Annotated in this window: 17 protein-coding genes; 11 read left to right on the top strand and 6 right to left on the bottom strand. The window is 65.1% G+C overall.

Annotation, left to right across the window (positions count from 1 at the left end; translation table 11 throughout):
- Nucleotides 1-1,073 precede the first annotated feature (1,073 nt).
- From RBB46_RS22445 to RBB46_RS22430, 4 genes are all read left to right on the top strand, one after another.
- The gene (locus tag RBB46_RS22445; protein WP_306031297.1) at nucleotides 1,074-2,063 is read left to right on the top strand and encodes an ornithine cyclodeaminase family protein; all 990 of its coding nucleotides are present in this window, start codon (nucleotides 1,074-1,076) and stop codon (nucleotides 2,061-2,063) included.
- Between the two features lie 14 nt (nucleotides 2,064-2,077).
- The gene (locus tag RBB46_RS22440) at nucleotides 2,078-2,743 is read left to right on the top strand and encodes a hypothetical protein (protein ID WP_306031295.1); all 666 of its coding nucleotides are present in this window, start codon (nucleotides 2,078-2,080) and stop codon (nucleotides 2,741-2,743) included.
- Between the two features lie 931 nt (nucleotides 2,744-3,674).
- Nucleotides 3,675-4,640, top strand: a complete 966-nt coding sequence (locus RBB46_RS22435) for a YeiH family protein (protein WP_306031294.1) — start codon at nucleotides 3,675-3,677, stop codon at nucleotides 4,638-4,640.
- A gap of 102 nt (nucleotides 4,641-4,742) precedes the next feature.
- On the top strand, nucleotides 4,743-5,645 hold the full coding sequence (locus RBB46_RS22430) for a LysR family transcriptional regulator (protein ID WP_306031293.1): 903 nt from the start codon (nucleotides 4,743-4,745) through the stop codon (nucleotides 5,643-5,645).
- A gap of 44 nt (nucleotides 5,646-5,689) precedes the next feature.
- On the opposite strand, the gene RBB46_RS22425 is transcribed toward RBB46_RS22430, so the two are convergent.
- The 3 genes from RBB46_RS22425 to RBB46_RS22415 all read right to left on the bottom strand — a co-directional run bounded on the left by RBB46_RS22425 (nucleotide 5,690) and on the right by RBB46_RS22415 (nucleotide 12,635).
- Nucleotides 5,690-8,209, bottom strand: coding sequence for a hypothetical protein (locus RBB46_RS22425; protein WP_306031292.1), 2,520 nt, complete (start codon nucleotides 8,207-8,209; stop codon nucleotides 5,690-5,692).
- A gap of 158 nt (nucleotides 8,210-8,367) precedes the next feature.
- On the bottom strand, nucleotides 8,368-12,417 hold the full coding sequence (locus tag RBB46_RS22420; protein ID WP_306031291.1) for a calcium-binding protein: 4,050 nt from the start codon (nucleotides 12,415-12,417) through the stop codon (nucleotides 8,368-8,370).
- Nucleotides 12,418-12,443: 26 nt separating this feature from the next.
- Nucleotides 12,444-12,635: a hypothetical protein gene (locus RBB46_RS22415; RefSeq protein ID WP_306031290.1), complete on the bottom strand. Its 192-nt coding sequence runs from the start codon at nucleotides 12,633-12,635 to the stop codon at nucleotides 12,444-12,446.
- A gap of 119 nt (nucleotides 12,636-12,754) precedes the next feature.
- On the opposite strand from RBB46_RS22415, the gene RBB46_RS22410 reads away from it, so the two are divergent.
- Together RBB46_RS22410 and RBB46_RS22405 are read left to right on the top strand one after the other, a co-directional pair.
- Nucleotides 12,755-13,858 carry an FAD-binding oxidoreductase gene (locus tag RBB46_RS22410; RefSeq protein WP_306031289.1) on the top strand — a complete coding sequence of 368 codons (1,104 nt, stop codon included), beginning with the start codon at nucleotides 12,755-12,757 and terminating at the stop codon, nucleotides 13,856-13,858.
- Between the two features lie 40 nt (nucleotides 13,859-13,898).
- On the top strand, nucleotides 13,899-14,525 hold the full coding sequence (locus RBB46_RS22405) for a LysE family translocator (RefSeq protein ID WP_306031287.1): 627 nt from the start codon (nucleotides 13,899-13,901) through the stop codon (nucleotides 14,523-14,525).
- Between the two features lie 361 nt (nucleotides 14,526-14,886).
- Here the strand turns inward: RBB46_RS22405 and RBB46_RS22400 are convergent, their stop codons facing one another.
- The 3 genes from RBB46_RS22400 to RBB46_RS22390 form a co-directional block, all read right to left on the bottom strand.
- A complete protein-coding gene (locus tag RBB46_RS22400) occupies nucleotides 14,887-15,813 on the bottom strand; it encodes a DMT family transporter (RefSeq protein WP_306031298.1) in 927 nt (308 codons plus the stop codon).
- 442 nt (nucleotides 15,814-16,255) lie between these two features.
- Nucleotides 16,256-18,433: a DUF294 nucleotidyltransferase-like domain-containing protein gene (locus RBB46_RS22395; protein ID WP_306031286.1), complete on the bottom strand. Its 2,178-nt coding sequence runs from the start codon at nucleotides 18,431-18,433 to the stop codon at nucleotides 16,256-16,258.
- Nucleotides 18,430-19,056 carry an esterase gene (locus tag RBB46_RS22390; RefSeq protein ID WP_306031285.1) on the bottom strand — a complete coding sequence of 209 codons (627 nt, stop codon included), beginning with the start codon at nucleotides 19,054-19,056 and terminating at the stop codon, nucleotides 18,430-18,432. The genes RBB46_RS22395 and RBB46_RS22390 overlap by 4 nt, the downstream gene beginning before the upstream one ends.
- Before the next feature lie 250 nt (nucleotides 19,057-19,306).
- Between RBB46_RS22390 and RBB46_RS22385 the strand changes: the two genes are divergently transcribed.
- From RBB46_RS22385 to RBB46_RS22365, 5 genes are all read left to right on the top strand, one after another.
- Nucleotides 19,307-19,573 carry a DUF4212 domain-containing protein gene (locus RBB46_RS22385; RefSeq protein ID WP_306031284.1) on the top strand — a complete coding sequence of 89 codons (267 nt, stop codon included), beginning with the start codon at nucleotides 19,307-19,309 and terminating at the stop codon, nucleotides 19,571-19,573.
- Nucleotides 19,574-19,585: 12 nt separating this feature from the next.
- Nucleotides 19,586-21,445 carry a sodium:solute symporter family protein gene (locus RBB46_RS22380; RefSeq protein WP_306031283.1) on the top strand — a complete coding sequence of 620 codons (1,860 nt, stop codon included), beginning with the start codon at nucleotides 19,586-19,588 and terminating at the stop codon, nucleotides 21,443-21,445.
- A 68-nt stretch (nucleotides 21,446-21,513) separates the two neighbouring features.
- A complete protein-coding gene (locus RBB46_RS22375; RefSeq protein WP_306031281.1) occupies nucleotides 21,514-21,921 on the top strand; it encodes a hypothetical protein in 408 nt (135 codons plus the stop codon).
- A gap of 321 nt (nucleotides 21,922-22,242) precedes the next feature.
- Nucleotides 22,243-23,562 (top strand): cytosine permease, encoded by a 1,320-nt coding sequence (locus RBB46_RS22370; protein ID WP_306031280.1) that lies wholly within the window; start codon nucleotides 22,243-22,245, stop codon nucleotides 23,560-23,562.
- A gap of 89 nt (nucleotides 23,563-23,651) precedes the next feature.
- On the top strand, nucleotides 23,652-24,671 hold the full coding sequence (locus RBB46_RS22365) for an alpha/beta fold hydrolase (RefSeq protein ID WP_306031278.1): 1,020 nt from the start codon (nucleotides 23,652-23,654) through the stop codon (nucleotides 24,669-24,671).
- Nucleotides 24,672-24,716: the final 45 nt, after the last annotated feature.

Genomic DNA, 24,716 nt, shown 5'->3' with positions numbered 1-24,716 from the left:
GCCAGTCACACCTGTCGGGGTTGCCAATGGATCCCCGGTCAAGCCGGGGATGACGGCCGAGGAGGGAGGGCAAGAGCCCGAGCCATGCAGCCGAGGGGGGCTCTCCGTTATCGCGACACGCTCAGGCCGTCACCCCGGGCAAGGCGAAGGCGAAAGCCAGGGGCATGGTGGCACCTGTCGCCGTTCTTGTCGTGCAGCACGAAGCCGCCACTCCACCCTCAAGCGGTCACCCCCGGCTTGACCGGGGGCCCATTCGCTTCCAGAGCGGGGGCGATGGGGTCGCGACGGTCGCCTGCCGATCCGTCGACACAAGCGCTTCCACTGCGGGGCGGAGGCCGAGAAGAGCCCGCCCCGCCGCGACCGATGAGCGCCAGTCACACCTGTCGGGGTTGCCAATGGATCCCCGGTCAAGCCGGGGATGACGGCCGAGGAGGGAGGGCAAGAGCGCGAACCATGCAGCCGAGGGGGGCTCTCCGCTATCGCGACACGCTCAGACCGTCACCCCGGGCAAGGCGAAGGCGAAAGCCAGGGGCATGGCGGCACCTGTCGCCGTTCTTGTCGTGCAGCACGAAGCTGCCACTCCACCCTCAGACCGTCACCCCCGGCTTGACCGGGGGCCCATTCGTTTGCAGAGCGGGCATGAAAGGATCGCGGCGGCCGCGCGTGTGTCATGCCGCGACCGACGGCGGAGACCGCGTTCCACCCACTGATGCCGCAGGGCTCCGCACATACCGCAGCCGACAGAGGCCAGTCACGCCTGCCGGGGGTGCCAATGGATTCCCGGTCAAGCCGGGGATGGCCACTGAGAAGAAGGCAAGGCCTGACGTTTTCTTCGGCCGGCGGTGCCGGCTGGGCCGTGATCGTGTTCGGTGCGTGGTTCACGCGAGAGGACGCCCGAACCGCGCCGGTCCGCCTCGCCCCTCGTCGGCCCTGCAAGCGGTTGTCAGGCGGGAGCATGGCAGCTATTGCGATAGGTGGGCGGAGACATTGGAACGGGCCCGGAATCGCTTGCGCGGACAGGGCTGTCGTGCCGGGTCCGCTTTCGCAGGGTTACAGGAAGGGAGATCGCCGAAATGCTGCAACTCGACCGGGAGGCGACCCGCGCGGCGCTCGAATGGGGTCCGCTGATCGAGGCCCTGCGCGCCATGTTCCGCGAGGGCTGCGAGAGCCCGGTGCGCCATCATCACGATTTTGCCGTGCCGGGCGAGGCCGACGGCACCCTGCTGCTGATGCCGGCCTGGGTGCCGGGGCGCTATCTCGGCGTGAAGCTTGCCACCGTGGTGCCCGGCAACGGCGCCCGCGACCTGCCGGCGGTGATGGCGAGCTACATGCTCAACGACGCGCGCACCGGCGAGATGGCGGCGCTGATCGACGGCGGCGAGCTTACCGCCCGCCGCACCGCCGCCGCCTCCGCGCTTGCCGCGGACTATCTTGCCCGCGAGGACGCCCGCCATCTGGTGATCGCCGGCACCGGCCGTCTGTCGGTCAACCTCGCCGCCGCCCATGCCGCGGTGCGGCCGCTGTCGCGCATCACCGTCTGGGGGCGCGACATCGACAAGGCGAAGGCGGTGGCCGGGGAGATTTCCGAAGAGCTCGACATCCTCGCCAATGCGGTTGCCGATCTGGAACCGGCTGTGCGCGAGGCCGATATCGTCAGCTGCGCGACCCTGTCGCAGGTGCCGCTCGTCCAAGGCGCCTGGCTGAAGCCGGGCTGTCATGTCGATCTCGTCGGCGCCTTCAAGCCGACCATGCGCGAGAGCGACGACGAGGCGGTTTCCCGCGCTCGCGTCTTCGTCGACACGCGCGGCGGCGCCGTCAAGGAAGGCGGAGACATCGTCCAGGCGCTGGCCTCCGGCGCGCTCACGGAAGCGGCGATCGAGGGCGACCTCTTCGACCTCGCGCGGGGTGTCCGGCCGGTGCTCCGCCAGGACGAGGACATCACCCTGTTCAAGTCGGTCGGCGCCGCGCTGGAGGATCTTGCCGGCGCGATCCTCGCCTACGAGACGGCTTCCGCCGGACAGAGCGGGGTTTCCACCTCGCCGCACGTGCTGCCGGTGATGTGAGGCGGCTTGCGCGGATGAGCAAGAACGACAAGACCGGGCCTGATCCCTGCATCTGGTTGGTGCAAGGCCACGGCATAGTGAACTCGCGTGGTTGGGTGCCGCGCGAAGAATTCGAGAATGGCGGAAGAACGCCGGAGCCGATCCTGGAAGCGGTGGGGCAAACCGGGGTCGGCTGGTTCCTTCCGCAAGACCGGTTTCCCACGGACAATTATCCGCTCCCGAACAGCCATCCGTCGGCGCACAAGCAACGCGTGCCGCAGATCTTTTCCAACGGCTTCATCATCCTGGCGGGCGAAAGCGCCGAGGTGGTGCGAGGCTTCGACATGGGCAAGGGGGCGCTCTATCCCGTGCGCCTGTGGCATCCGGACGGCAAGACGCCCATGCCGGGCGAGTTCTTCTATCTCAGCCAGGGCAACAAGAAGGACGCCCTCCTGCTGGAGAAGAGCGTGAACCTGCGGCAACAACCTGGCTCAGGTCGCTGGCGGGTATCGACGGCACGTCCCCAGAAGCCCCTGGCTGTTTTCTCCGGGGCGGCGCTCGAAGGCCCCGATCTGTGGTGGGACAAACTCATTGTAGATGACTTCTTCATCAGCGACCGCTTGAAGCGCGCCCTCGATCAGCGTCGCCTGTCGAGGGACTGGCACCTCGTCCGTTGTCCGGTCGTCACGGACGCGGGCTGACCGGCGCGCGCAAGGTGCGCTGCTCTTTCCTTGCCCAACTCTCGGCCGTCATCCCCGGCTTGACCGGGGATCCATTGGCAACCCCGGCGGGTGTTGCCGGCACCGCCGGTTGCGGCAGGCGCGAAACCCTTCGCCATCAGTGGGGGACGCGGCTGTCGCTTGCGGATCGGGCCGGCAGGCGACCGCCGTGCCCCCTCCACGCCCGCTCTGGCAACAGATGGCCCCCGCTCTGCGCTTCGCTCCGGCGGGGGTGACGGCCTGCGGGTGGGGTTGCGGTTGAGTGTCGTCGGTAGGAGCGAACTGGCGCTCCGAGGACAGGGCGGTGATCGAGTGTCGGTCGCGCCGCAACCCGTCCGGAACGACAGAAATGCGGGCATCGCCTCACGCACCCCTCTCCCCCCTTGAGGGGGAGATGTCCCCGACAGGGGACAGAAGGGGGGGCAGCACCGGCCAATCCCTCCGCCATATGGTGCTGGCGCCACCTTTGCCTTTCCCTCCGCCGTCATCCCCGCTGCCCATGTCACGCCGGCCTTTCCTCCCTCTCGGCCGTCATCCCCGGCTTGACCGGGGACCCATTGGCAACCCCGGCGGATGCGACAGTCCCCACCGGTTGCGGCAGGCGCGGAGCGCCGCGCCATCAGTGGAGGACTGCGTGAGGGGGCAACTGCGTGCCGGACGAAGGCGCAAGCGTCCGGACGATGGTGCTGAGACGAGGCGCCTGAACATATCCGGCCCAGCGAGTGAGTCCGTGCAATTCAATCAATCGTTTCACTCGATTGTAATTATTTAAATTACTCGTTTGATCGATTGAATGTTTCCGGCCATGGTCGCCTCCAATGACGGAGAACAGGCCATGAGCGTTGCCGGAACAGGCAAAACCGACTCAATATTCGGACAGAATTTCGAAAAATTTGCGCAAATATTGCCCGGATTGTGCTTTTGCGCGTTTCTGGCGGCGGTCGGTCACGCGCTGCGGCTTGTCCCCGGCCTCGACCTCTTCGGGCCGATGATCCTGGCGATCGTGCTGGCGATCCTTGTCCGCGCCCTGTTCGGCCTGCCGGCATTTCTCGTGGCCGGCGCCGCCTTCGCCGCGCGCCCGCTGCTGCGCGCCGCCGTCATTCTGCTCGGGTTGCAGCTCACCTTCGCCGATCTTGCCGCGCTCGGGCCCGGCGGCCTTGCCGTCATTGCCGGATCGCTCGCCGCCACATTCGCGCTGACCCTCTGGCTCGGCAGGCTTTTCGGCGTCGAGCGGGGGCTTGCCGAGCTGATCGCCGCCGGCACCTCGGTCTGCGGTGCCTCGGCGGTGGCGGCGGCCAATTCCGCCACCCGGGCGGGCGAGGCGGACGTTGCCTATGCGATCGCCTGCGTCACCCTGTTCGGCACGCTGGCGATGCTCGCCTATCCGCTTGTCCCCGCACTTGCCGGGCTGGACGCCGCCGGCTACGGCCTCTTCGTCGGCGCCTCTGTCCACGAGGTGGCGCAGGTGGCGGGCGCCGGTTTCCAGCATTCGGCCGCCGCCGGCGAGGCGGCGATGGTCGCCAAGCTGTCGCGGGTGCTGCTCCTGGCGCCGGTCGTCTTTGTCCTCGCGGCCCTTGCCCGCCGCAGGGCACGGGCCGATGGGCAAGGGCAGGGGGATTGCACCGTTCCCGTGCCCTGGTTCGTGCTTGGCTTTCTCGCCATGGCGGGCCTTGCCAGTATCATCGATATCCCCGGACCCGTGACCGGGGGCGCGGCGGCCGCGACGACGACGCTGCTGACCCTGGCGCTCGCCGCCATGGGGCTGCAGACCGACCTCGGCGCCCTCAAGGCACGCGGAACGCGGCCGCTGCTGCTTGCCGCTGCCGCCTCGCTGTTCATCTGCCTTCTCTCCCTGCTATTGGTGAGCGTCACCGCCTGAGCGCTGCTTTCCGGCAAGGCGCGGGCAGGCGGCACGGAGAGGTGCCGACGCCCGTTGCCGGGAGGTGGCGGGCAGGCCGGGAACGTTGCGCGGGGCGGACGTATGACACTGGACCAGTTGCGGATTTTCGTTGCCGTTGCCGAGCGCGAGCACGTCACCCGTGCTGCGGAAGCCCTCAACTTGACTCAGTCGACGATCAGCGCGGCGATTGCCGCGCTTGAGACGCGCCACGATGTGCGCCTGTTCGACCGGATCGGACGCGGCATCCGGCTGACGGAGGCGGGCCGGGTCTTTCTCGGCGAGGCGCGCGCGGTGCTCTCCCGGGCCGAGGCCGCAAGCGCGGCGCTTGTCGATCTTGCCGGGCTTTCGCGCGGCACGCTGCGGCTGGCCGCCAGCCAGACGGTGGCGAATTACTGGTTGCCCGCCCGCCTGCAGGGGTTTCGCGCCGCCCATCCCCGCATCGACCTTTCCTTGCGCATCGGCAATACCGAGCAGGTCGCCGGCTGGACAGGCGAGGGCAGTGTCGATCTCGGTCTTGTCGAGGGGCCGGTGGATGACGAGGACCTGTCCCCGCAGCGCATCGCCGAGGACCGGCTGGTGCTCGTCCTGCCGCGCGGCCATGCGGTCGCCGCGCGCGGGATCGTCAATGCTCGCGCCCTGCGGGAACTTTCCTTCGTCACCCGCGAGGCGGGCTCGGGCACCGGCGTGATGCTGGCGCGGCTGGCCGAGAGTGTCGGGCTCAAGTTGCACGACCTTGACATCATTATGGAAATGGCTTCGAACGAGGCACTGCGCAGCGCTGTCGAGGCGGGCATGGGAGCCGCCGTTCTCTCCAGCCTCGTTGCTGCGGGCGGGGTGCGGGCGGGCAAGTTGTCCACGCTGGAACTTGCCCTGCCGCCGCGCCCGTTCTTCGCCCTGCACCATCGCGGCCGACACCTGTCCCATGCCGGACGCGCCTTCCTTGAGATGCTGGAAGCGAATACTTCAAGAAAAATGCCGACCTGAGCAGGTGGCGGCTTTTGTTTTACATGTTCTTTTGCAAGTCATCATCAGACGATGACGTCGTCAGTGCGTCCTTCGAAGAAGCCGTACTCTATATAGTGGATCGTCGCACTGAGGTGATCGGATCCGAAAACCGACTGGAGGTCGGCGTAATTTGCAAGATATTGTTCGACGTCGAAGCCTGTTGTGCTGCGACCCTCGCCGAAACCGTATTCGACATAGTGCTGCGTGCCCATGGCGCCGTCGGTGCCGAAGATCTGCAGCAGGTCGACATTCGAGGCGATGTAGCGGAACTCGTCGAAATTATCCAGCGCGCGCCCCTCGGCGAAGCCGCTCTCCACGTAGTGCCGGGCGCCCGGGGCGGCGCTGTTGCCAAAGGCGGTGATAAGATCGGTGTGGGAGGCGACATAGGACCATTCGTCGAACGTATCCAGCGCGCGCCCCTCGCCCAGGCCGCTCTCGACGAAGTGCCGGGCGCCTGGATCAGCGCTGTTGCCAAAGGCGGTGATAAGGTCCGAATGCGAGGCAACGTAGGACCATTCGTCGAAGGCGTCGCGTGGCCGTCCCTCGCCAGAACCGTAGCGGACATAGTGTTCGGCGGTTGGTGCGGTGCTGCCGCCGAAAGCGGTGACAAGGTCGGTGTTGGACGCAAGGTACGACCACTCGTCGAAGCTGTCGCGCGCGCGTCCTTCGGAAAAACCGCTCTCCACGTAGTGCTGCGCGCCGGGGGCGGCGCTGTTGCCGAAGGCGGTGACAAGATCGGAGTGCGAGGCGACATAGGACCACTCGTCGAACGTGTCGAAAGCGCGTCCCTCGGCAATGCCGCTGACGAAGAAATGCTCGATCGCCGCGTCCGGATCGGCCCCGAAGGCGACCAGCAGGTCGGCATGGGACGCCAGATACTGGTAAGGGTCGAGTAGCGGGAAACTGTCGAGATCGACCGTGCCGCTTTCAGCGAACTGCAGCCGCTCGACATTGACGAGAAGGTCTGTCCCCTCGGTCAGGGTCACGACGATGCTGATGTCGCCGAAGAAATAGACCTGCGCGTTGTCGATATGCCCGAGATAGACAGCGGTGTCGGTACCTGTCCCGCCGTCGATACGGTCGTTGCCGGTTCCGCCGTCCAGCATGTCGTCGCCGTCCTCGCCGTCGATCACGTCGTCGCCGCCAAGCGCGGTGATGATATCCGCGCCGCCGCCGCCGTTGAAGAACTCGCTGAGAAAGCTGCCGGTGAGTTCGTTGACGAGATCGTCACCGGTGTGGACGGGCGCCGGGATCAGTGCCGGGTCGATGTCGAAAATGTCGAGAAACGAAGAGGTTCCAGAGACGTCGGTCGGATGCGGATCGGAGACGAGGGTCGTGCCGGCGGCCGTGCCGTCGGTCCGCCAGATCGCATCGTTGCCGTCGCGGACGAAATAAAGATATCCGCCATGGCTGTAGAAGGAGGTCGGGTTGGCGCTGGTCGATCCGGGGACGAGATCCGTGACCAGACGGGTTCCGGCCTCGGTGCCGTCGGTGACGAAGAGCTCGAAGCCGACATCGCTGCGGAAGGCCTCGAAGAACACCTGGTCGCCGACAACTGCCATCTGCACGATATTGGAGAAGCCGAGTGCGCCGACCGCCGTTCCCGTGCCGCTCAAGGCATAGGTGCCGAGTGCTGTGCCGTCGGAGTACCACAACTCCTCACCGTCGCTGCCGCCGTCATTGGCGTTGAAGACGATGCCGCTGCCGAGCGCGACGGTCTGCGGGCTGGACCAGGCGCCGGTGGAGCCGGGGCGGATGTCGAGCACGAGGGAGCCGCTGCCGAGGCTGCCGTCCGACACATGGAGTTCGGTGCCGAAACCGCTGACGAACTGCCAGTAGAAAATATTGGTGCCGGCAGCCGTGACCGATTGAACATTGTCGCCGCCGCTGTTTGCGCCGATCGACATGGCTGTGACCGCATATGTGTCCGGGTTGATCCGGTAGAAGTCGTTCTGGGACAGGTTCGTCGAACCGCGGAAGTAGAGCGTTCCGCCGACATCGAACATGTACTGGACAAAGACGTTGTTCGCCGAGCCGTCATACACGAGTTCGTAGGAAAGATCGGGATGCACGACATAGATGCCGGCATTGCCGGCACGGACGTACAGCTCGCCGCCGGACATGGCGTAGTGGTTGACAGCGAAGGGCAGCACCACTTCCGGCGCCGCGCCGCCATTGGTGGTCATCAGGGCGAAATTGCCGCCGTCGACGCCCGGTACGCTTGAGGTCTGGGCGAAGAAGATCGTCTCGCCGGCGAAGCTCGAAAACCAGGCCGGATCCTGCAGGTAGTTGCCGTTCGCATCGGTGAGCAAGACCGTGGCGCCACTGCCGTCCGTATAGACCAGGTTGTCGCTGGCGCCGTCGGTGTCCCGGCCGCGAAAGACGAATCCGCTGCCGGCCGGACTGAAGGAGTTCTCAAGTTGCGTCAGGTTTTCGGCGCCGCGGATATTGGTCACGAGATAGGTGTGGTCGGTGCCGAGAACATGACCGTAGACGCCATAGCCGGAATGTCCGTTTGCGCGAAAGAAGAGGACGTCCGTCATCCGAAATTTCCTGTTTTCATGTAAATGAATACGGCTGCACTCGGCAGCCGTTTAGTAACCCATCGGTATTGGCAGAAGAGCATATTGTCAATTCGACGAGGCCCTTGGTGTTGCAGGCCCGCAAGACCGGCTTTCCGGCGTTGCGGACCTGCAACACATCAGACGATGACGTCGTCGGTGCGTCCTTCGGCAAATCCGTACTGGATGTAGTGAAGCGTCGCGCCAACCAGATCGGAGCCGTAGACCGACTGAAGGTCGGCGTAGTTGGCGAGATACTGATCGACGTCGAAGCCGGTGGTGCTGCGACCTTCGCCAAAGCCGTATTCGACATAGTGCTGCGTGCCCATCGCGCCGTTCGCGCCAAAGGACTGCAACAGGTCGACATTCGATGCGATGTAGCGGAACTCGTCGAAGCTGTCCGCCTGGCGCCCCTCACCGAAACCGTAGCGGACGAAGTGCTCCGCCGTCGGCGCGGTGCTGCCGCTGAACACCGGGATCAGATCGGTGTTGGAAGCAAGGTACGACCATTCATCGAAACTGTCGGCCTGCCGCCCTTCGCCCGAGCCGTAGCGGACATAGTGTTCCGCTGCCGGGGCGGTGCTGCCGCCGAATGCCGGGATCAGGTCGGTGTTGGAGGCAAGGTACGACCACTCGTCGAAGCTGTCGCGGGCCCGCCCTTCGCTGAAGCCGCTCTGGACGTAGTGCTGGGCCGCCGGTGCGGCACTGTTGCCGAACGCCGTGATCAGGTCAGCGTGGGATGCGACGTAGGACCACTCGTCGAAATTGTCGAGAGCCCGCCCTTCACTGAAACCGCTCTGGACGTAGTGCTGCGCGCCGGGCGCGGCGCTGTTGCCGAACGCGGAGATCAGGTCGGTGTGGGATGCGACATAGGACCACTCGTCGAAATTGTCGAGAGCCCGCCCTTCGCTGAAGCCGCTCTGGGCGTAGTGTTGGGCGCCGGGCGCAGCACTGTTGCCGAACGCGGAGATCAGGTCGGAGTGAGATGCGACATAGGTCCATTCGTCGAACGTGTCGACCTGGCGGCCCTCTGCGAAACCGAAGCGCACATAGTGCTCGGCGCCGAGGCTGACGTCTCCGCCAAAGACGGAAATGAGGTCGGAATTCGATGCAGCGTAGGACCATTCGTCGAACGAGTCGATCGAGCGGCCTTCCGTGAAGCCTGCAGTGTAGAAGTGGTTGATCGCCGCCATGGTGTCCGGCCCGAGTGCCGTGATCAGGTCGGTATGGGAGGCAAGATACTCGAACGGGTTGCTGTTGCCGATACTGCTGGTCGGAAAGATGCCGGTGTCGGCGAAGTTGAACTGTTCGACATCGACGAGGAAGTCGAAGCCGCCGCCCGCCGTATTGATCAGAACCACATTGTCGAACCGGAAGATGTTTGCGTCGTTGAGACCGCCGAGGAAGTTGGCGGTATCGGTGTCGGCACCACCCTCCAGCCTGTCATTGCCGGCGCCGCCAATGAGGATGTCATCGCCGTTGCCGCCGCGCAGCGTGTCGTTGCCGCCACCTCCGTTCAGAGTGTCGGCGCCGTCGCGGCCCTCCAGGATCTCGTCCGTGTCGTCGCGGCCGGTGATCACGTCGGCGAAGGACGTCCCGCGCACCTCTTCGAAGTTCGCCAGAGTGTGGGTGAAAGCCTGTCCGTTGAACGCGCCGGTTGCTGTGCCGGTCTCGAGATTGACGTTGACGCCGGAGGTCATGCCGCCGCGGTCATAGCGCATGCGGTCGAGGCCGCCGCCGCCGTCGATATTGTCGTCTCCGCCGCGGCCGATAAAGGACTCGCCGGCATCGCTGCCCAGGATGATGTCGGCGTGGTTGGAGCCGCGGATCTCGGTTACCGCGCCATTGAGCGTGTCCGAGCCGCCAAGGCCGTCGTCGGAGATCACGCCGGTGGCAAGGTTGGCGTTGATGCCGCTCGTCGAGGAACTGTAGTCGAGGCGCAGCCATCCGTCGCTGGACACGTTGAACGTGTCGTTGCCGGCTCCGCCGCGAACCGCCATCCACTGACTTGCTGCCACCGTCAGGTTGAAGATGTCATTGTGCGACGTGCCGGCGAGGTCGAACCAGCCGATGCCGGATCCGCCGCCGGCATTCAGCGTGGTGGCGACATCTGTCAGCGTATCGGTGCCGTTGACGCCCTTGTCTATGGAACCGGTGTTGGTGGCACCGTTGATCGTGGCGGTGATGCCGGCGCCGAGGGCGTCGTAGGTGAGATTCTGGCCGCCGACGAGGGCCGAGGTGTAGATGATCGTGTCGTTGCCGCGCGAGCCGATCACGGCGTCGCCGGCGCCAAGACCGTCATTGTCGCGGGTGTCGATCGTGTCGTCGTCGTCGCCGCCGTCGATCGTGTTGTTGCTGGCGCCGCCGGTCAGCACGTCGTTGCCGCCGTTGCCGTCGAGCCGGATCTCCCCGATGTTGCTGGCAACAAGTGTATCGCCGAAGGAGGAACCTCGCACCCACTCGATGTTGCTCAGCGTGTGGGTGAAGGCTTGGCCGCCGAACTCACCGGTGGCGGTGCCGGTCTCGAGGTTGACATTGACCGCCGAGGTCATGCCGCCGCGATCGTAGCGAATGCGGTCGAAGCCGTCGCCGCCGTCGATGCTGTCATTGCCGGCGCGGCCGATGAAGGATTCGTCCAGGTCGCTGCCGACGATGATGTCGGCATGGTCCGATCCGCGGATCTCGGTGGCGAAGCCGGTGATCGTGTCGGAGCCCCCGAGACCATCGTCGGAGACGGTGCCCGTCACGAGGTTGACGTTGATGCCGCTCGTCGAGGAGCGGTAGTCGATGCGGATGGATCCGTTGCCGGAAATGTTGAACGTGTCGTTGCCGAGGCCGCCGCGAGCCACCATCCACTGACCTGCGGCCAGCGTCACGTTGAAGACGTCGTTGTGCGACGTGCCCGAGATATCCAACCAGCCGATGCCGCTGCCATCGAGCGGATTGACGATGTCCATGATCGTGTCGGTGCCGTTGGCACCCTTGTCGACGCTAGCCGTGTTGGTGCTGCCGTTGATCTCGACGGTGATGCCGGCGTTCAGTCCGCTGTAGTCGAGGTTCTGGCCGGCAACGGAGGCGGTGCTGTTGGTGTAGATGATCGTGTCGTCGCCGGTCGAGCCGACGACGGTGTCGCCATCGCCGGTGCCGTCATTGTCGCCGGTGTCGATGGTGTCGTTGCCGGCGCCGCCGTCGAGGAGATCGTTGCCGCCCTCGCCGAAGAGAAAATCATTGCCGCCGAGGCCGAGCAGGCGGTTGTCGGCGTCGCTGCCGGTGATCGAATCGCCCTGGTTGCTGCCGCGCACCCACTCGATGTTCACCAGCGTATCGGTGTTGCCGAAACCGTCCGTGGCGGTGCCCTGAATGTTGCCGCCGGTACCGGTGCCGTTGTCGAGGTCGACAGTGACGCCGGCGGAGCCGCCGTAGTTGGCGTCACGGTCGTAGCGCATCTCGTCGAAACCGGCGCCGCCGTCGAAGAAATCGTTGCCGCCGAGGCCGCGGAACGAGTTGTTGTCGCCGTCGCCGGTGACCGAGTCTGCCTGGTTGGTGCCGCGGATCGCATGGATCCGCCCGGTGAACGTGTCTGTGAAACCGTAGGGGTCGAGGATCGTGCCGGCACCCCAGTTGACGGTGATGCCGCCGCTCGTCGCCTCGGCATAGGAAATCTGGGTCCAGAGGGATTGGGTGCCGGCGTTGATCGTGTCGGCGCCGCCTTCGGGAACCACATAAATGTCCTCGGAAGGCCCGAATGCATAGGTGTCATTGCCGGCGGAGCCGGGCACGTCGATCACCGTGTATCCGGAAATTCCGGTGCCGTCGTAGTTGATGTCATAGACGTCGAACAGGGCGTTGAAGGCGGTTTCGTCGCCGCTGACGTGGATGTCGGTGAGAGCCGAGGCGAGGGCCGCCGCACTCATCGACAGGCCCGAAATCGTCAGGGCGAGGACGTTGTTCACATAGAAGTCGAACTGGGTGATCGTGCCGCCGTCGACGGCCTCGCCGTCGTTGTAGGTCGGCGTGCCGTCATAGGTGAAGCCGCTGCCGGTGATCTCGACCCGCAGGTTGGGATCTGAGCCTATCAGCGTACCGCTGGTGCTGTCGCCGGCGGCTATCGTGCCTTCGATGATGCCAAGCGCGATGTAATAGTCGCTGACACTGCCACCATAAAGCTGAGTGATTGTTGCGGTCGGCATCGAGAACGTCCCCCCGGCTGCGATCGTCAGGGATAATCCGTGTTCTGAACGATCACTGAAGTAAACAAGAAGTTAATCTTGAAATTGGTACTGAGCAGGTCATGGGCTGTCAATGCTGACGAGGACGGCCAGTTCGCCCCTCGATTCCATGATTGACGCAGGGTTTTCGGCATTGCCGCCGGGTTGGCTTGAGGGGGCAGCATTTTTTCTATATCCATCAATTGGATACCTCCTTTGCGGGAGTTGGCCGGAGCGTCTGCTCGTCCGGAATTTGCAAAGACGGGCAAGTTTTTCTCTCAGGCTGAAGACAAGCTCTATTTTCAACCGGGAGGAGCAAGTGGCCCATACCTGCGATTGCCTGATCATCGGCGGCGGCATTGCCGGTGTCGGCGCCGCCGCGCATCTCGGACGGGACGCCAAGACCGTGGTGCTGGAGGCGGAGGACACGCCCGGCCGGCATGCAACCGGCCGCTCGGCGGCGATCTTCATCCGCAATTACGGCAATGCGACCCTGCGGGCGCTGAACGGGGCATCCTTCCATCTGCTGTCGACCGGCGGCGCATTCTCGGACAACAGCTTCCTGTCTCCGCGCGGCGAACTCGTCGTGGCGCGTGCGGACGAGATGGAGAAGTTCGCTGCCTATCGCGACGGCGCGGACGGGCTCGAGGAGATCGGCATCGCGCAGGCGCAGGCACTCTTCCCCATTCTGCGCGCCGACGGCATCGCGGCGGCGGCCTATGAGGAGAGCGCTGCCGACATCGATGTCGACCGGCTGCTGCAGGCCTATGCGCGCAGCGCCCGCCACGACGGTGCGCGGGTCGTCACCTCCGCCCCTGTCGTGGAGATCAAGAAGCAGGGCGATGTCTGGCGGGTGAAGGCTGGCGCCGAGACCTGGGAAGCGCCGGTGGTGGTCAATGCCGCCGGAGCCTGGGCGGACGGGATCGCCGGGCTCGCCGGGCTGGCGCCGCTGGGGCTTGTGCCCTATCGCCGTTCGGCGGCGATCCTGCCGGCGCCGGAGGGGATGGATGTGTCCTCCTGGCCTGCGGTGGTGAGCGCCTCGGAGCGCTGGTACGCCAAGCCGGAGGCCGGCAAGCTGCTCGTCTCGCCGGCCGACGAGGATCCGGTCGAGCCGCATGACGCATGGCCCGAGGACATGGTCCTGGCCGAGGGTCTCGACCGGTTCGAGCAGGCGACCACCGTCGCCGTGACCCGGGTGGAGCGGAGCTGGGCGGGCCTGCGCACCTTCGCACCCGACCGCACGCCGGTTGCCGGCTTCTCGCCGGAGGCAGACGGTTTCTTCTGGCTTGCCGGGCAGGGGGGGTACGGCATCCAGACCTCGCCGGCCCTGTCGCGACTGGCCGCGGATCTTGTTCTTGGTCGCCGATCTTCGCTTCCCGATGCGGTCGTCGCCGCGCTCGATCCCGGCCGGTTCGCGCAGTGAGGCGGGCAGTAGCCACCTCCTTGCGCGCAGCTTCGCGGTCATGCCGGTCCCTGTGCAGGCACGCGAGGCCGAGGCCGTGATCGAATTCGTGTTTGCCGTCTTCTTCCTGATCGCGACGCCGGGTCCTGGCGTCCTGTCCACGGCCGGCATCGGCTCAGCCTTCGGCGCAAGGGCGGGGCTTGCCTATGTCGGCGGCCTTTGGGTCGGCAACAATCTGGTCGGTATTCTCGTCGTGTCCGGACTGGCGGCGGCCGCGCTGGCGGTGCCGTGGCTGCGCGCGGTGTTGCTCTGGGCGTCGGTTGCCTATCTGCTCTACCTTGCCGCGCGCATAGCGCTGGCCGGCAGTCGGATCGCGTTCATCAGTCCGAAACGCGCACCCGGGTTCTGGAACGGCCTTGCCTTGCAGCCGATCAACCCGAAGGCCTATGCGGTGAACGCGGCCTTCTTTTCGGGGTTCGCGTTCTTCTCCGGCGCGCCGCTTGCCGAGATCGGACTGAAATTCGCGATCATCAACGCGATTTGGATCCCCATCCATCTGGGCTGGCTGTGGGCGGGTATCGCCCTGCGGCGGATGGACCTGCCGGACCGGGTCAACCGGGCAATCAACATCCTGATGGCGCTCAGCATGCTTGCCGTGGTGGGGCTGGCAATGGCGGCGCAGCTTTAGGGACGGGCGTTGCCGGAGCTCTTGGCCCCGGGCGATGGCAGGACCTGGAGGTCGCGTTGGGCGCGCGGCCTTGTTCGGTCAGGTTTGGCCTTCGGTTGCCTGCCCGACAATGGCGGCAGCGGGCAACGATCCGGTGTGACGACAGGCGTTGATGATAACGCCCGAGGACGCGGCCCCGGTTCTTAAAGAGTGACGTTGCGCGGGGCGATACTGTCTGAAAGGAAGTGTTTGCCCCGCCCAAGCAGAACCGGAGAGACAGGTGGCAGAAGCTCGTCCACCAGCCCCCGTTCGAAAAGCGCGGATGTCAGCATCGTGCGCCTTCCCGTCTGACGTTGGTTCTTCCTGTTACCGGTCTTCACGGTCATCCGCATGCCTGCGGCACGTCTCCGTCCGGCCTGCGGGCGGCAAGCTTCCGGGCGAACGCAGACAACAACCGTTCAACCGAACCCGCTCTTGCCGAGACGATCGCCACCCCCGCCAGCACGATCGCCGTGGCGGACATCTCGCGCAGGCTGAGTGCTTCGCCCAGAAACACGAAGCCGAGCAGGATCGTCCAGGGCGGCAGGAAGTATCCGTTCATGGAGCCAACCGTCGGGCCGGCGACACTCAGAATGCGCATGTAGAGGACGATCGGCAGTGCCGTGCCGAAAACGCCGAGCAAGGCGAGAGGCAGGATCACGTCCTGCACGCCGGCGAATGCACCCAGGCCACTCATCGCCCACACAGCGGCAAATGTCGGCAAGCCGGAAAAAAGCTGCTGGCCATAGGCAAGGCGGATCGGTGTCGGTGACGGGACAGTGCGCACATAGAGCGTGCCCAGGGCATAGCTGAAGGCGACGGCGAGCATCGATGCGATGCCGGGAAGACTGGCGTGTGCATTGCCGAACGCAGCCGGTCCGATCAGCAGGATCATGCCGCTGAACCCGGTGAGAAGCCCAACCGTGCGGCGCGCCGTCAATCGTTCGTCTGCAAAGACAGCCTGGGCCAACACCGCGACGATCAGAGGAGTCATCGCCTGGCTCAGCGAGGTCAGGCCGGCTGATATCTGGGTCAAGGCAAAGGCCGTCAGTGTGTTGGGCACCACGCCTTGCAGGAAACCGAGGACGATCCAATCCTTCCATTCACGCCCGCGCGGCAGGACCCGCTGATGGTGAAGCCCGATCCAGGCGGCAAGCAATGCGCCTCCCATGAGCCCGCGCACCGCGGTCAAGGCCAGCGGCGAAAGGTTCGTGCCAATGATCTTCAGGAACAGGAACGCGCTTGCCCAGAGGAACGAGCACAACAGCATCTGGAGGATCAGGTTTCCGCCACGCCCCGGTGCAACGCCTGCGATTGCTGTCGTCATGATCATTCCCCTGTCCGAGTGCCGCATTTATCTTCACGCAAAGATATATGGGCGCAATATATCTTTGTGTCAAGATAATTTGAGGTGAACGAGGAGAAGCGACCGGACGTTCTGGTGTCGTCCGCCGGCGGTGAAACCTATTCCGAAACAGCAGGGCTGGCGGCGGACTGCATCCGACCGAAGCCATCGTCCGATGGGCGCGGGAATCCCGAATGCCCGCACAGCCTGGCCTCCTGACCGTGGAGGCCGTTTCACTGCACGGAACGTCCCGGACGAACTCCGGAATTCAAGGAAGTGAATTTCAGTCTATCGTTTTGATTGTTGTTTTTGCAGAGCAGCTCTCAAGCCTGCGATATCCGATGCGGCAAGCCCAACGCCGACGACGCTACAGCCCCTGCAACAGGTCCTGCAGCATGTGATTGATCAGGTCGATGCGGCCGAGCGCCTCGCGCAGTTCGTCCTGCTCCCGGTGGCCGATCAAGGAAAGGTCGACCCGGTTCGAGGGAGAAATGCCCGCCTCCAGGTCGGCAATCTGCTGGCTCAGGATGAGACGCATCAGGAAGGCGTGGATGTCGGCGAGGAGTTCGGCGTCGGCCTGCGAGCGTCCGGCCCTTGCCGCTGCCTGAAGAAGCCGTTGCGGTGTCGACAGGTCGCTGACGCCATGGCGCAGGGCGATCGCCCGCGCTCCGGAGACGATCGGCAGCAATCCACCGGTCTTCAGGTCGACGCGGCCCTTGTCGTCCTTCTTTATCCTGCCGAAGAGGCCGAGCGGGGGCGCGTGTCCGCCGGCGGATGCGCCGAGCGCCCGCAGCATGGCGAGCGAGCCTTTGGCGATCTCCATGGTCTCGCGGCGCAGTTCGGCGGCCAGCCGGGCTCCGCCCTTGCCGGACACATGTGCGGGGGTGAAATCGTAGAAGATGTCGACGCTGAGCAGCGACTGCGGTGTCGGGCGGGCGGCCCAGTTGCGCGCCTCGTCGAGCCAGGGACCCAGGCGCCGGCGCCATTGCCGGTTCTTCGCCATGACGCCGCCCTTGCAATAGGGGATGCCTGCGCGGTCGAGGATCTCGTTGACCCGGGCGGCAAAGCGGGTGAACCAGTCGTCGGCCGCATCGAGGTCGCCGTCATAGCCGTCGGCGATCACCAGCGCGTTGTCCTGGTCGGGGGCCAGCAGGCTCTCGCCGCGCCCGCCCGAGCCCAGCACGAGCAGCGCATAGTCGGCCGGCGCAGCGCCATGCCCGGCCTCGGCGAGCTCCGCTTCCGCGATCTCGGCGGCGCGCGCGGTCATCGCACGGGCTTCCGCAGCAATGATCTGGGCCACCTGGCGAGCGTCCTGTCCGTCGGCGAGCAGGCCCGAGGCGAGCGAGGGCAGGGCGGCCTGCACGCGGGCCAGGTCGCGCGGGCGTTTGGCGGTGGCGATCTCGTCGCCGACGGTGAGGGTGGCGAGCGCCCGCTTGCGCAGCAGCGTGCGCAGGGTGAAGACGCCGGCCAGCCGTCCGGTCGCGTCGGTGACGCCGATATAGCGCAGGTTGCGGCGCGCCATCAGACCGAGCGCCCGGTAGAGGAAGGTCTCGTCCGGGGCGCTGATCACCGGATGGCTCATGACGCTGCCGACGGTCACCGCGGAGGCGGCCCCTCCCTCGCGGGCAAGGGCATGCAGCACGTCGCGTTCGGTGAGGATGCCCGGTTCGTCGCCGGCATCGACCGGATCGACGATGAGGCAGCCGATGCCGCGCTCGGCCATCAGGCGCGCGGCATCGTGCAGGCTTGCCTGCGCATGGATCGAGATCGGCGGGCTGTTCATCACGTCGCCCAGCCGCTGACGATAGAGGAAGCTGTCTATGGCCCGCTGGCTACCGGTCTTCAGCGTGGCACGGGAGAAATCGGGCCGGTCCGTCGGACGGGCGAACCAGCCGGCCTCCTCCTGGCGCGCAATCAGGCCGGCGGGCTTGCGGCAGAGGTTTTCGGCCTCGGCAAGGGTGCGGATGCCGTTGGCCAGCAGCCGCGGATTGAAGGCGGAGTAGATCCTGGCGGTGGCGAGCGCGTCGCCGATGGCGGTGTGCCGGCCCTCGATCGGGATGCCGAGGCCAAGTGCCAGACCGTCGAGCGAGGTGTCGATCATCTCGCGGTCGAGTCCGGCGACCATCAGCGCGACATCGAGGGCGCGCGGTTCGCGCCAGGCGATGCCGTGACGGTCGGCCTCGTGACGCAGAACGGCGAGATCGAAATGGATCGAATGACCGACGACAACCGCATCGCCGATGAATGCGAGCAGTTCGGGGCCGACCTCGGCGAAACCGGGTGCACCGCGCACGTCCTCATCGCCAAGCCCGTGCACCCGTCGCGAGACGTCCGGGACGGGAATGCCGGGGTCGACCAGCCGTTCAAAGCGCTTGTCGGCCTGGATCTCGACGCCTTCCATCCGCACCGCGCCGATCTGCACGATGCGATCCTTGCGGATGTCGAGGCCGGTTGTCTCCGTGTCCAGGACAACGACATCAAGCCCGATCAGGGGAGTGGCGCCGGCGCGCTGGCCGTTGCCGCTCCCGGCCGATCCGAAGATCACGGCAGGGCCGCCATCCGCTCCGCCAGTTGCGCGGCGAAGGCCTCCAGGTCGATCCGCTTGCGCAGGGTTGCCTGGTAGTCGATGAAACGGAAGGCGACATTGTTGACGACCATGATCTGGTCGGCCTCGCGCACCGCCTTGTCGATGGGCGCGTGATCGAGCAGGCGCATGGCCGTGGCGATGGAAATCGCATCGGGCTTGAGCGGCGGCTTGGCCATGTAGACATCAAGCCGGGTGTCGAACTCGGCGATCAGGTCGCTCCACCCCTTGTCGGCCCGGTGCTCGGGCATCTCTTCCCTGGCCAGCACCTCGCGGTAAAGCTCGCCGAGCACCCTGGCCCGGCGCACCGGATCCGCCGGCAGACTGTCCCTGTGGTCGGCCTCGATGATCAGAATCAGGTCCTGCACCGCAACAGCGAAAGCCTCCCATTTGCAGATTTGCAGGGCCAGGCCGAATCCCTCGTCCTGGAACAGACGGGGGCCGGCGAGCAATGTGCGCGCCCGCAAGTAGGAGTAGCTGGCGCCCTGGGCCAGGAATGCGGCGCCGGCCCGGATTGCCTCGACGGCAGCCGGCCAGTCCGAGCGTTTGCGGCGCGGCATCAAGGTCCCAATCAATTCAAGCACTTGGCGTTTCTCCCTGCGGTTCGGCTCCCTTGCCGGGATTTGCCGATTAGTCTTTCGGATAACTTCCCTTTTCTACATTGAACAGAATAACCTTGGCGCGCAAGTATCTCTGCGCCGCAATATAATTCATGCTGCTAGTGCGAAAAGTCGGGAGGATCGACAATTCGACTTTAGGATTATCTTGCGCCGGAGAGGGTGGGGCTGACGAAGGTCGATCAGCCAACGGAATGCATCAGTGGGAGGATTTACCTTGACCGAGAAACTGCCACCGGAAGTGGCGGAGGCGCACTGGACGAAGACGCGGAACCTGATGTGGGTGACGCTGGCGGTCTGGGCGGTTTTCAGCTTCTTCATCCATTTCTTCGTGTCGGCGTTGAACAACGTCGTCATCCTGGGCTTCCCGCTTGGCTTCTACATGGCCGCGCAGGGATCCCTCATCGTCTTCGTCGTGCTGATTTTCTGGTTCGCCGCGCGCCAGAACGCCATCGACGAGGAATTCGGCGTTGCCGAAGACTAAGGGGGATCACCGATGGGCTTTTCAATGAAGGGTGATTTCACCGACAACCTTGGCAAGATCTATGGCATCTATGTCGGCGGTTTTGCATTCTTCGTCGCGCTGATGGCGATCTTCGCCACGATCGGCGTGCCGGACCACATCATCCTGTGGTGCTACATGGCCGCGACGATCGGCATCTATGCCTTCATCGGCATCATGTCGCGCACCGCGCAGGTGTCCGAATACTACGTCGCCGGGCGCTCCGTGCCCGCGGTCTACAACGGCATGGCGACCGGCGCCGACTGGATGTCCGGCGCCTCCTTCGTCGGCATGGCCGGCACGCTCTTCGTGCTCGGTTACGACGGCCTTGCCTTCGTGCTCGGCTGGACCGGCGGCTACGTGCTCGTGGCGGTACTCCTGGCGCCGTATCTGCGCAAGTTCGGCGCCTACACGGTGCCCGACTTCCTCGGCACCCGCTACGGCGGCAACATGGCGCGCCTCGTCGGCATCGTCGTGCTGTTCTGCTGCTCCTTCACCTACATCACCGCCCAGGTCTATGCCTCGGGCATCATCGCCTCGCAGTTCCTCGGGATCGACTTCCGCTATGCCGTCTTCGCCGGCCTTGCGGGCATTCTCGTGTGCTCGATGCTGGGTGGCATGAAGGCCGTGACGTGGACGCAGGTGGCGCAGTACATCGTGCTGATCGTCGCCTATCTGCTTCCGGCCATCTGGATGTCGACCGTTCAGTTCGGCATTCCGATCCCGCAGCTCACCTATGGCGGTGCGCTGGCGCAGATCTCGCAGTACGAGCAGCTCCTGGAGGTCACGCGGACGCATGTCGCGCCGTTCCAGACCTACAGCCCGCGCGACTATTTCTTCCTGATCTTCTGCCTGATGGTCGGCACCGCTTCGCTGCCGCACATCCTGATGCGCTTCTTCACGACCCCGACGGTCCGTGAGGCACGCAAGTCGGTCGGCTGGTCGCTGTTCTTCATCTTCCTGCTGTACTTCACGGCACCGGCCTATGCCGCCTTCTCGAAGTTCAACCTGATGGGTCTCTTCGTGGCAGCCGGCGCGGATGCAAGCTACCAGCTTGCCTTCACGGCCATTCCGGAGTGGATGACCCAGTGGGGCTCCATCGCCGGCCACCAGCTGGTGACGATCTGCGGCGTCAAGGCGGAGACCGTTGCGGCGATCCAGGCGGCCTGCGAGGCCAAGGGGTTCACCACTGGCTTCCCGTACACGGAACTGAAGCTGAACAACGACATGATCGTGCTTTCGACCCCGTCGATCGCCGGCATGCCGATCTGGGTTGTCGGTCTCGTGGGCGCGGGCGGTTTCGCTGCGGCGCTGTCGACCGCCGACGGCCTGCTTCTGGCCATCGCCAATGCCCTGTCGCACGACGTCTACTACAAGATGATCGATCCGAAGGCCGACTCGAAGCGTCGCCTGATGGTCGCCAAGATCCTTCTTGTGGTGGTCGCTCTCGCGGCGGCGTTCCTGGCGCGCACCAAGCCGTCCGACATCCTGTCGATGGTGGCGTGGGCGTTCTCGATCGCCGCGGCCGGCCTCTTCGCCCCGCTCGTCATGGGCGTGTGGTGGAAGCGGACGACCAACATGGGCGCGGTGCTCGGCATGGCCGCCGGCTTCCTTACGACGATGTACTACCTGATCGGCAACGTCTACGGCTTTGACTTCGTCAAGGGCACGGGCGACGAGATCAAGTGGTTCGGCGTCGCATCGATCTCCGCCGGCGTGTTCGGTGTCCCGGTTGCCTTCATCGTCACCTATGTGGTGTCGCTGGTGACGCCGGAACCGAGCGAGGAAATGCAGGACTTCGTCGATCGTCTGCGTCTGCCGAAAGGCGGCACGATGATGGTTCAAACGCACTGACGAACCCGCTATAGACATGACGCAGGGCCTCCGGGCCCTGCGTTTTCATTCCGGATCGGACATTCCCCATGAAAGCTTCCGCGCTCAGCGGCATTCTCCTGCTCGTCGGCACCTATCTGCTGGCGGTCGCGACCTTTCTTCTCGGCGGCGCGCCGACCGAGGTCGCCGTCTTCCTTGGAGGCACCTACGCGCTCACCGCGATCGCCGCCTTTCTGTTCTCGCGCGGCATTCTGGAGCTTGTCGTGGGGGCGGATCGCGACATCACCTTCTTCGTGGTGCTGCGCAAGCTGACCGACCCGCTGCTCGCCCTGACCGCGCCGATGACGCCAGCGTTCCTGATGCCCTTCGCGGTCTCGCTCTACGCGGCGTTTCTGTTCTTCTTCCTCAAGCTGTTCCTGTTCGGCGATGCCTTCCTCAACATCCCGCCGCTGTTCATCGTGCTCTACCTGATGGTGAGCACGACACTGCAGGGGTGAGAACGGCTCCCGGCCATCGCACGAAAAGCTCGTGCGATGGCCGTGTCGCGCAATTGACACAAAAAAAAACGGCGTCTAGTGTAACAATTGCCTGACTGAATGGTCGGGCGGCAGCAACGGCGCTGTCCGATATCGCAGGCAAAAAGGCCTCCACATGCCTCCTTCACAGGAGCCATGCGGAGGCCTTTTTGCGTTTCTGGTCCAGATGGACCGTTCAAGTCGGGCAACCGGGCGGCAACAAAAAACAAGGCCGCGGTTGCCGGGCAGGCCGGACATTCACGGGGGGAGCCTTCCCGCCCCGGTGTCCGTTGGGGGGTGTGCATGTCGAAATTGTCAAAAGGGGCCGAAGCCGTGGAAGCGGATGTCGACCATGTCTTGGGGGCCGAGTACGAGCATAGCGCCGTTCCGCTGACCGCGCGGCGCAGCATGTTCTCGGTCACCACTGTGTGGATCGGGTTCCCGATGATCATCACCGGGGCCATGACCGGATCCCTGCTTGTGCTTGGCATGGGCTTTTCCGATGCGCTGACCGCGATGATTATCGGCAATGCCATCATGTTCGCCTATGTCGGCGCGCTGGGCGTGCTGGGGACGCGGACGGGGCTGAACTTCTCGCTGCTCGCCAGCATCGTCTTCGGCCGCAAGGGCTATGTGCTGGCCTCGGGCCTGCTGTCGACGCTGCTGCTCGGCTGGTACGCCGTGCAGACCGGCATCACCGGCGCGCTGATCAGCACCGCCTACGATCTCAACTATGTGGTGATGACGGTGATCGCCGGTGCGCTCTATATCGGCATCACCTTTGTCGGGGTGCGCGGCCTGCATGCCATCGGCCTCGTCTCGGTGCCGCTCTTCGTCGTGCTCGGCCTCTACGTCATGTTCGACGCGGCCTCGACGACGACCTGGGAGGCGATCGCCGCCTATCCGGGCAACAACGGCGTGGCCACCATGTCGATGGGCGTCGGGCTGACGGTGGTGATCGCGCTGTTCATCGACGCGGGCACGGTGACCGCCGACTTCAACCGCTGGGCAGCCGACACGAAGAGCTCGATCGTGGCGACGTTCAGCGCCTTTCCCTTCGCCAATCTGGTCGCCATGCTCGTCGGCGGCGTGACGACCGCGGCTCTCGCTGTGCCGGATGCCAATCCGTTCGGCGCCGACAACATGTTCGGCTACATGAATGCCAAGCAACTGACATTCCTGAGCGTGCTGGCCTTCCTGTTTCTCTACTGCAACCTTGGTTCGGTCTGCGCCCATTGTCTCTACAATGCGGCCACGGGCTGGTCGCGGATCGTGGGCAGCCACATGCGGCTGATGGCGGTGGTGCTGGGCGCCATCGGCATCGTGGTTGCCGCGGGCAACGTGTGGGCCTTCTTCATCGAGTGGCTGTCGCTGCTCGGCATCCTGGTGCCGCCGATCGGGGCGATCATCATCGTCGACCAGTTTTGGACCCGCCGCAACGCGGTGATCGATCGAGACTGGCGGGGAGGAGCCTTCCTTGCCTGGGGGATCGGCTCGCTGGTTGCCTTCGGCGTCGAGTTCTATGCTCCGCAGCTGTCCACGGCCATTTGCGCCGGGCTGGCCGGCGGCATCGCCTATGCGGTCATATCCTTCACGGCCGCGCCCGCCAAGGCGTCGGCCTGACCGCATCCGCCCGCGGCTGCTCTTCCCACCGGCCGCGGGCGGGCCCTTGCTTACGGCGCTCCGCGCCGCAGTCCAAACCGGAGACCCAGATGAGCCTCGATTACGAGATTTTCGACCTTGGCGATTTCACATTGCAGCGTGGCGCAACCCTGCGCGGCGCGCATCTCGCTTACAAGACGTTCGGAACGCTGTCGGCGAAGCGCGACAACGCCATCGTCTACCCGACCTGGTATTCGGGCCAGCACATGGACAACGAGTGGCTGGTCGGAACGGGGATGGCGCTCGATCCGGAGAAGTATTTCATCATCATTCCCAACATGATCGGGAACGGGCTGTCGTCGAGCCCGAGCAATACAAGCGAACCGTACAACGCGGCGCGGTTTCCCAACGTCACCGCCTATGACAACGTCCGCGCCCAGCACCGGCTGGTGACGGAAAAATTCGGCATCGAACGCCTGCCGCTCGTTGTCGGCTGGTCGATGGGTGCGTTGCAGACCTTCCACTGGGGGGCGATGTATCCCGACATGGTCGAGCGGATCGCGCCGTTCTGCGGTTCGGCGAAGTGCTCGCGGCACAATTTCGTCTTTCTCGAGGGGGTCAAGGCGGCGCTGACGGCCGATGCGGCCTGGAACGAGGGCTGGTACGAGAAGAAGCCCGAGCGGGGCCTGCGCGCCATGGCGAGGGTCTATGCCGGCTGGGGCTTCTCGCAGGCTTTCTACCGCGAAGAGCTCGACCTGAAGGTGCTCGGGTTCTCGTCGCTGGAGGATTTTCTCGTCGCTTTCTGGGAGGGGTTTTTCCTGCCCAAGGATGCCAACAACCTGCTGACCATGCTGTGGACCTGGCAGAACGGCGACATCAGCGACAACCCGCTCTACAATGGTGACTTCAGGGCGGCGCTCGCGGCGATCAAGGCCAAGGCCTTCGTCATGCCGGGCCGCACCGACCTTTATTTCCCGCCGGAAGACAGCGCGTTCGAGGTGGCCAACATGCCGAACGCCGAACTGGTCCCCATCGAGTCGATCTGGGGCCATTTCGCCGGCGGTCCGGGAACCAACCCGGTCGACGTTGCCTTTCTCGACACCAAGCTGAAGGAGTTGCTTGCGTCCTGAGGATCCTTGCGCGCGTCGGCCCCGCACCGGAAACGTCCGGGCGGG

It is taken from the genome of Stappia sp. MMSF_3263, from assembly GCF_030733745.1.
In the GTDB taxonomy this organism is placed as follows: domain Bacteria; phylum Pseudomonadota; class Alphaproteobacteria; order Rhizobiales; family Stappiaceae; genus Stappia.
This window is presented reverse-complemented; position numbering and strand designations above follow the sequence as displayed.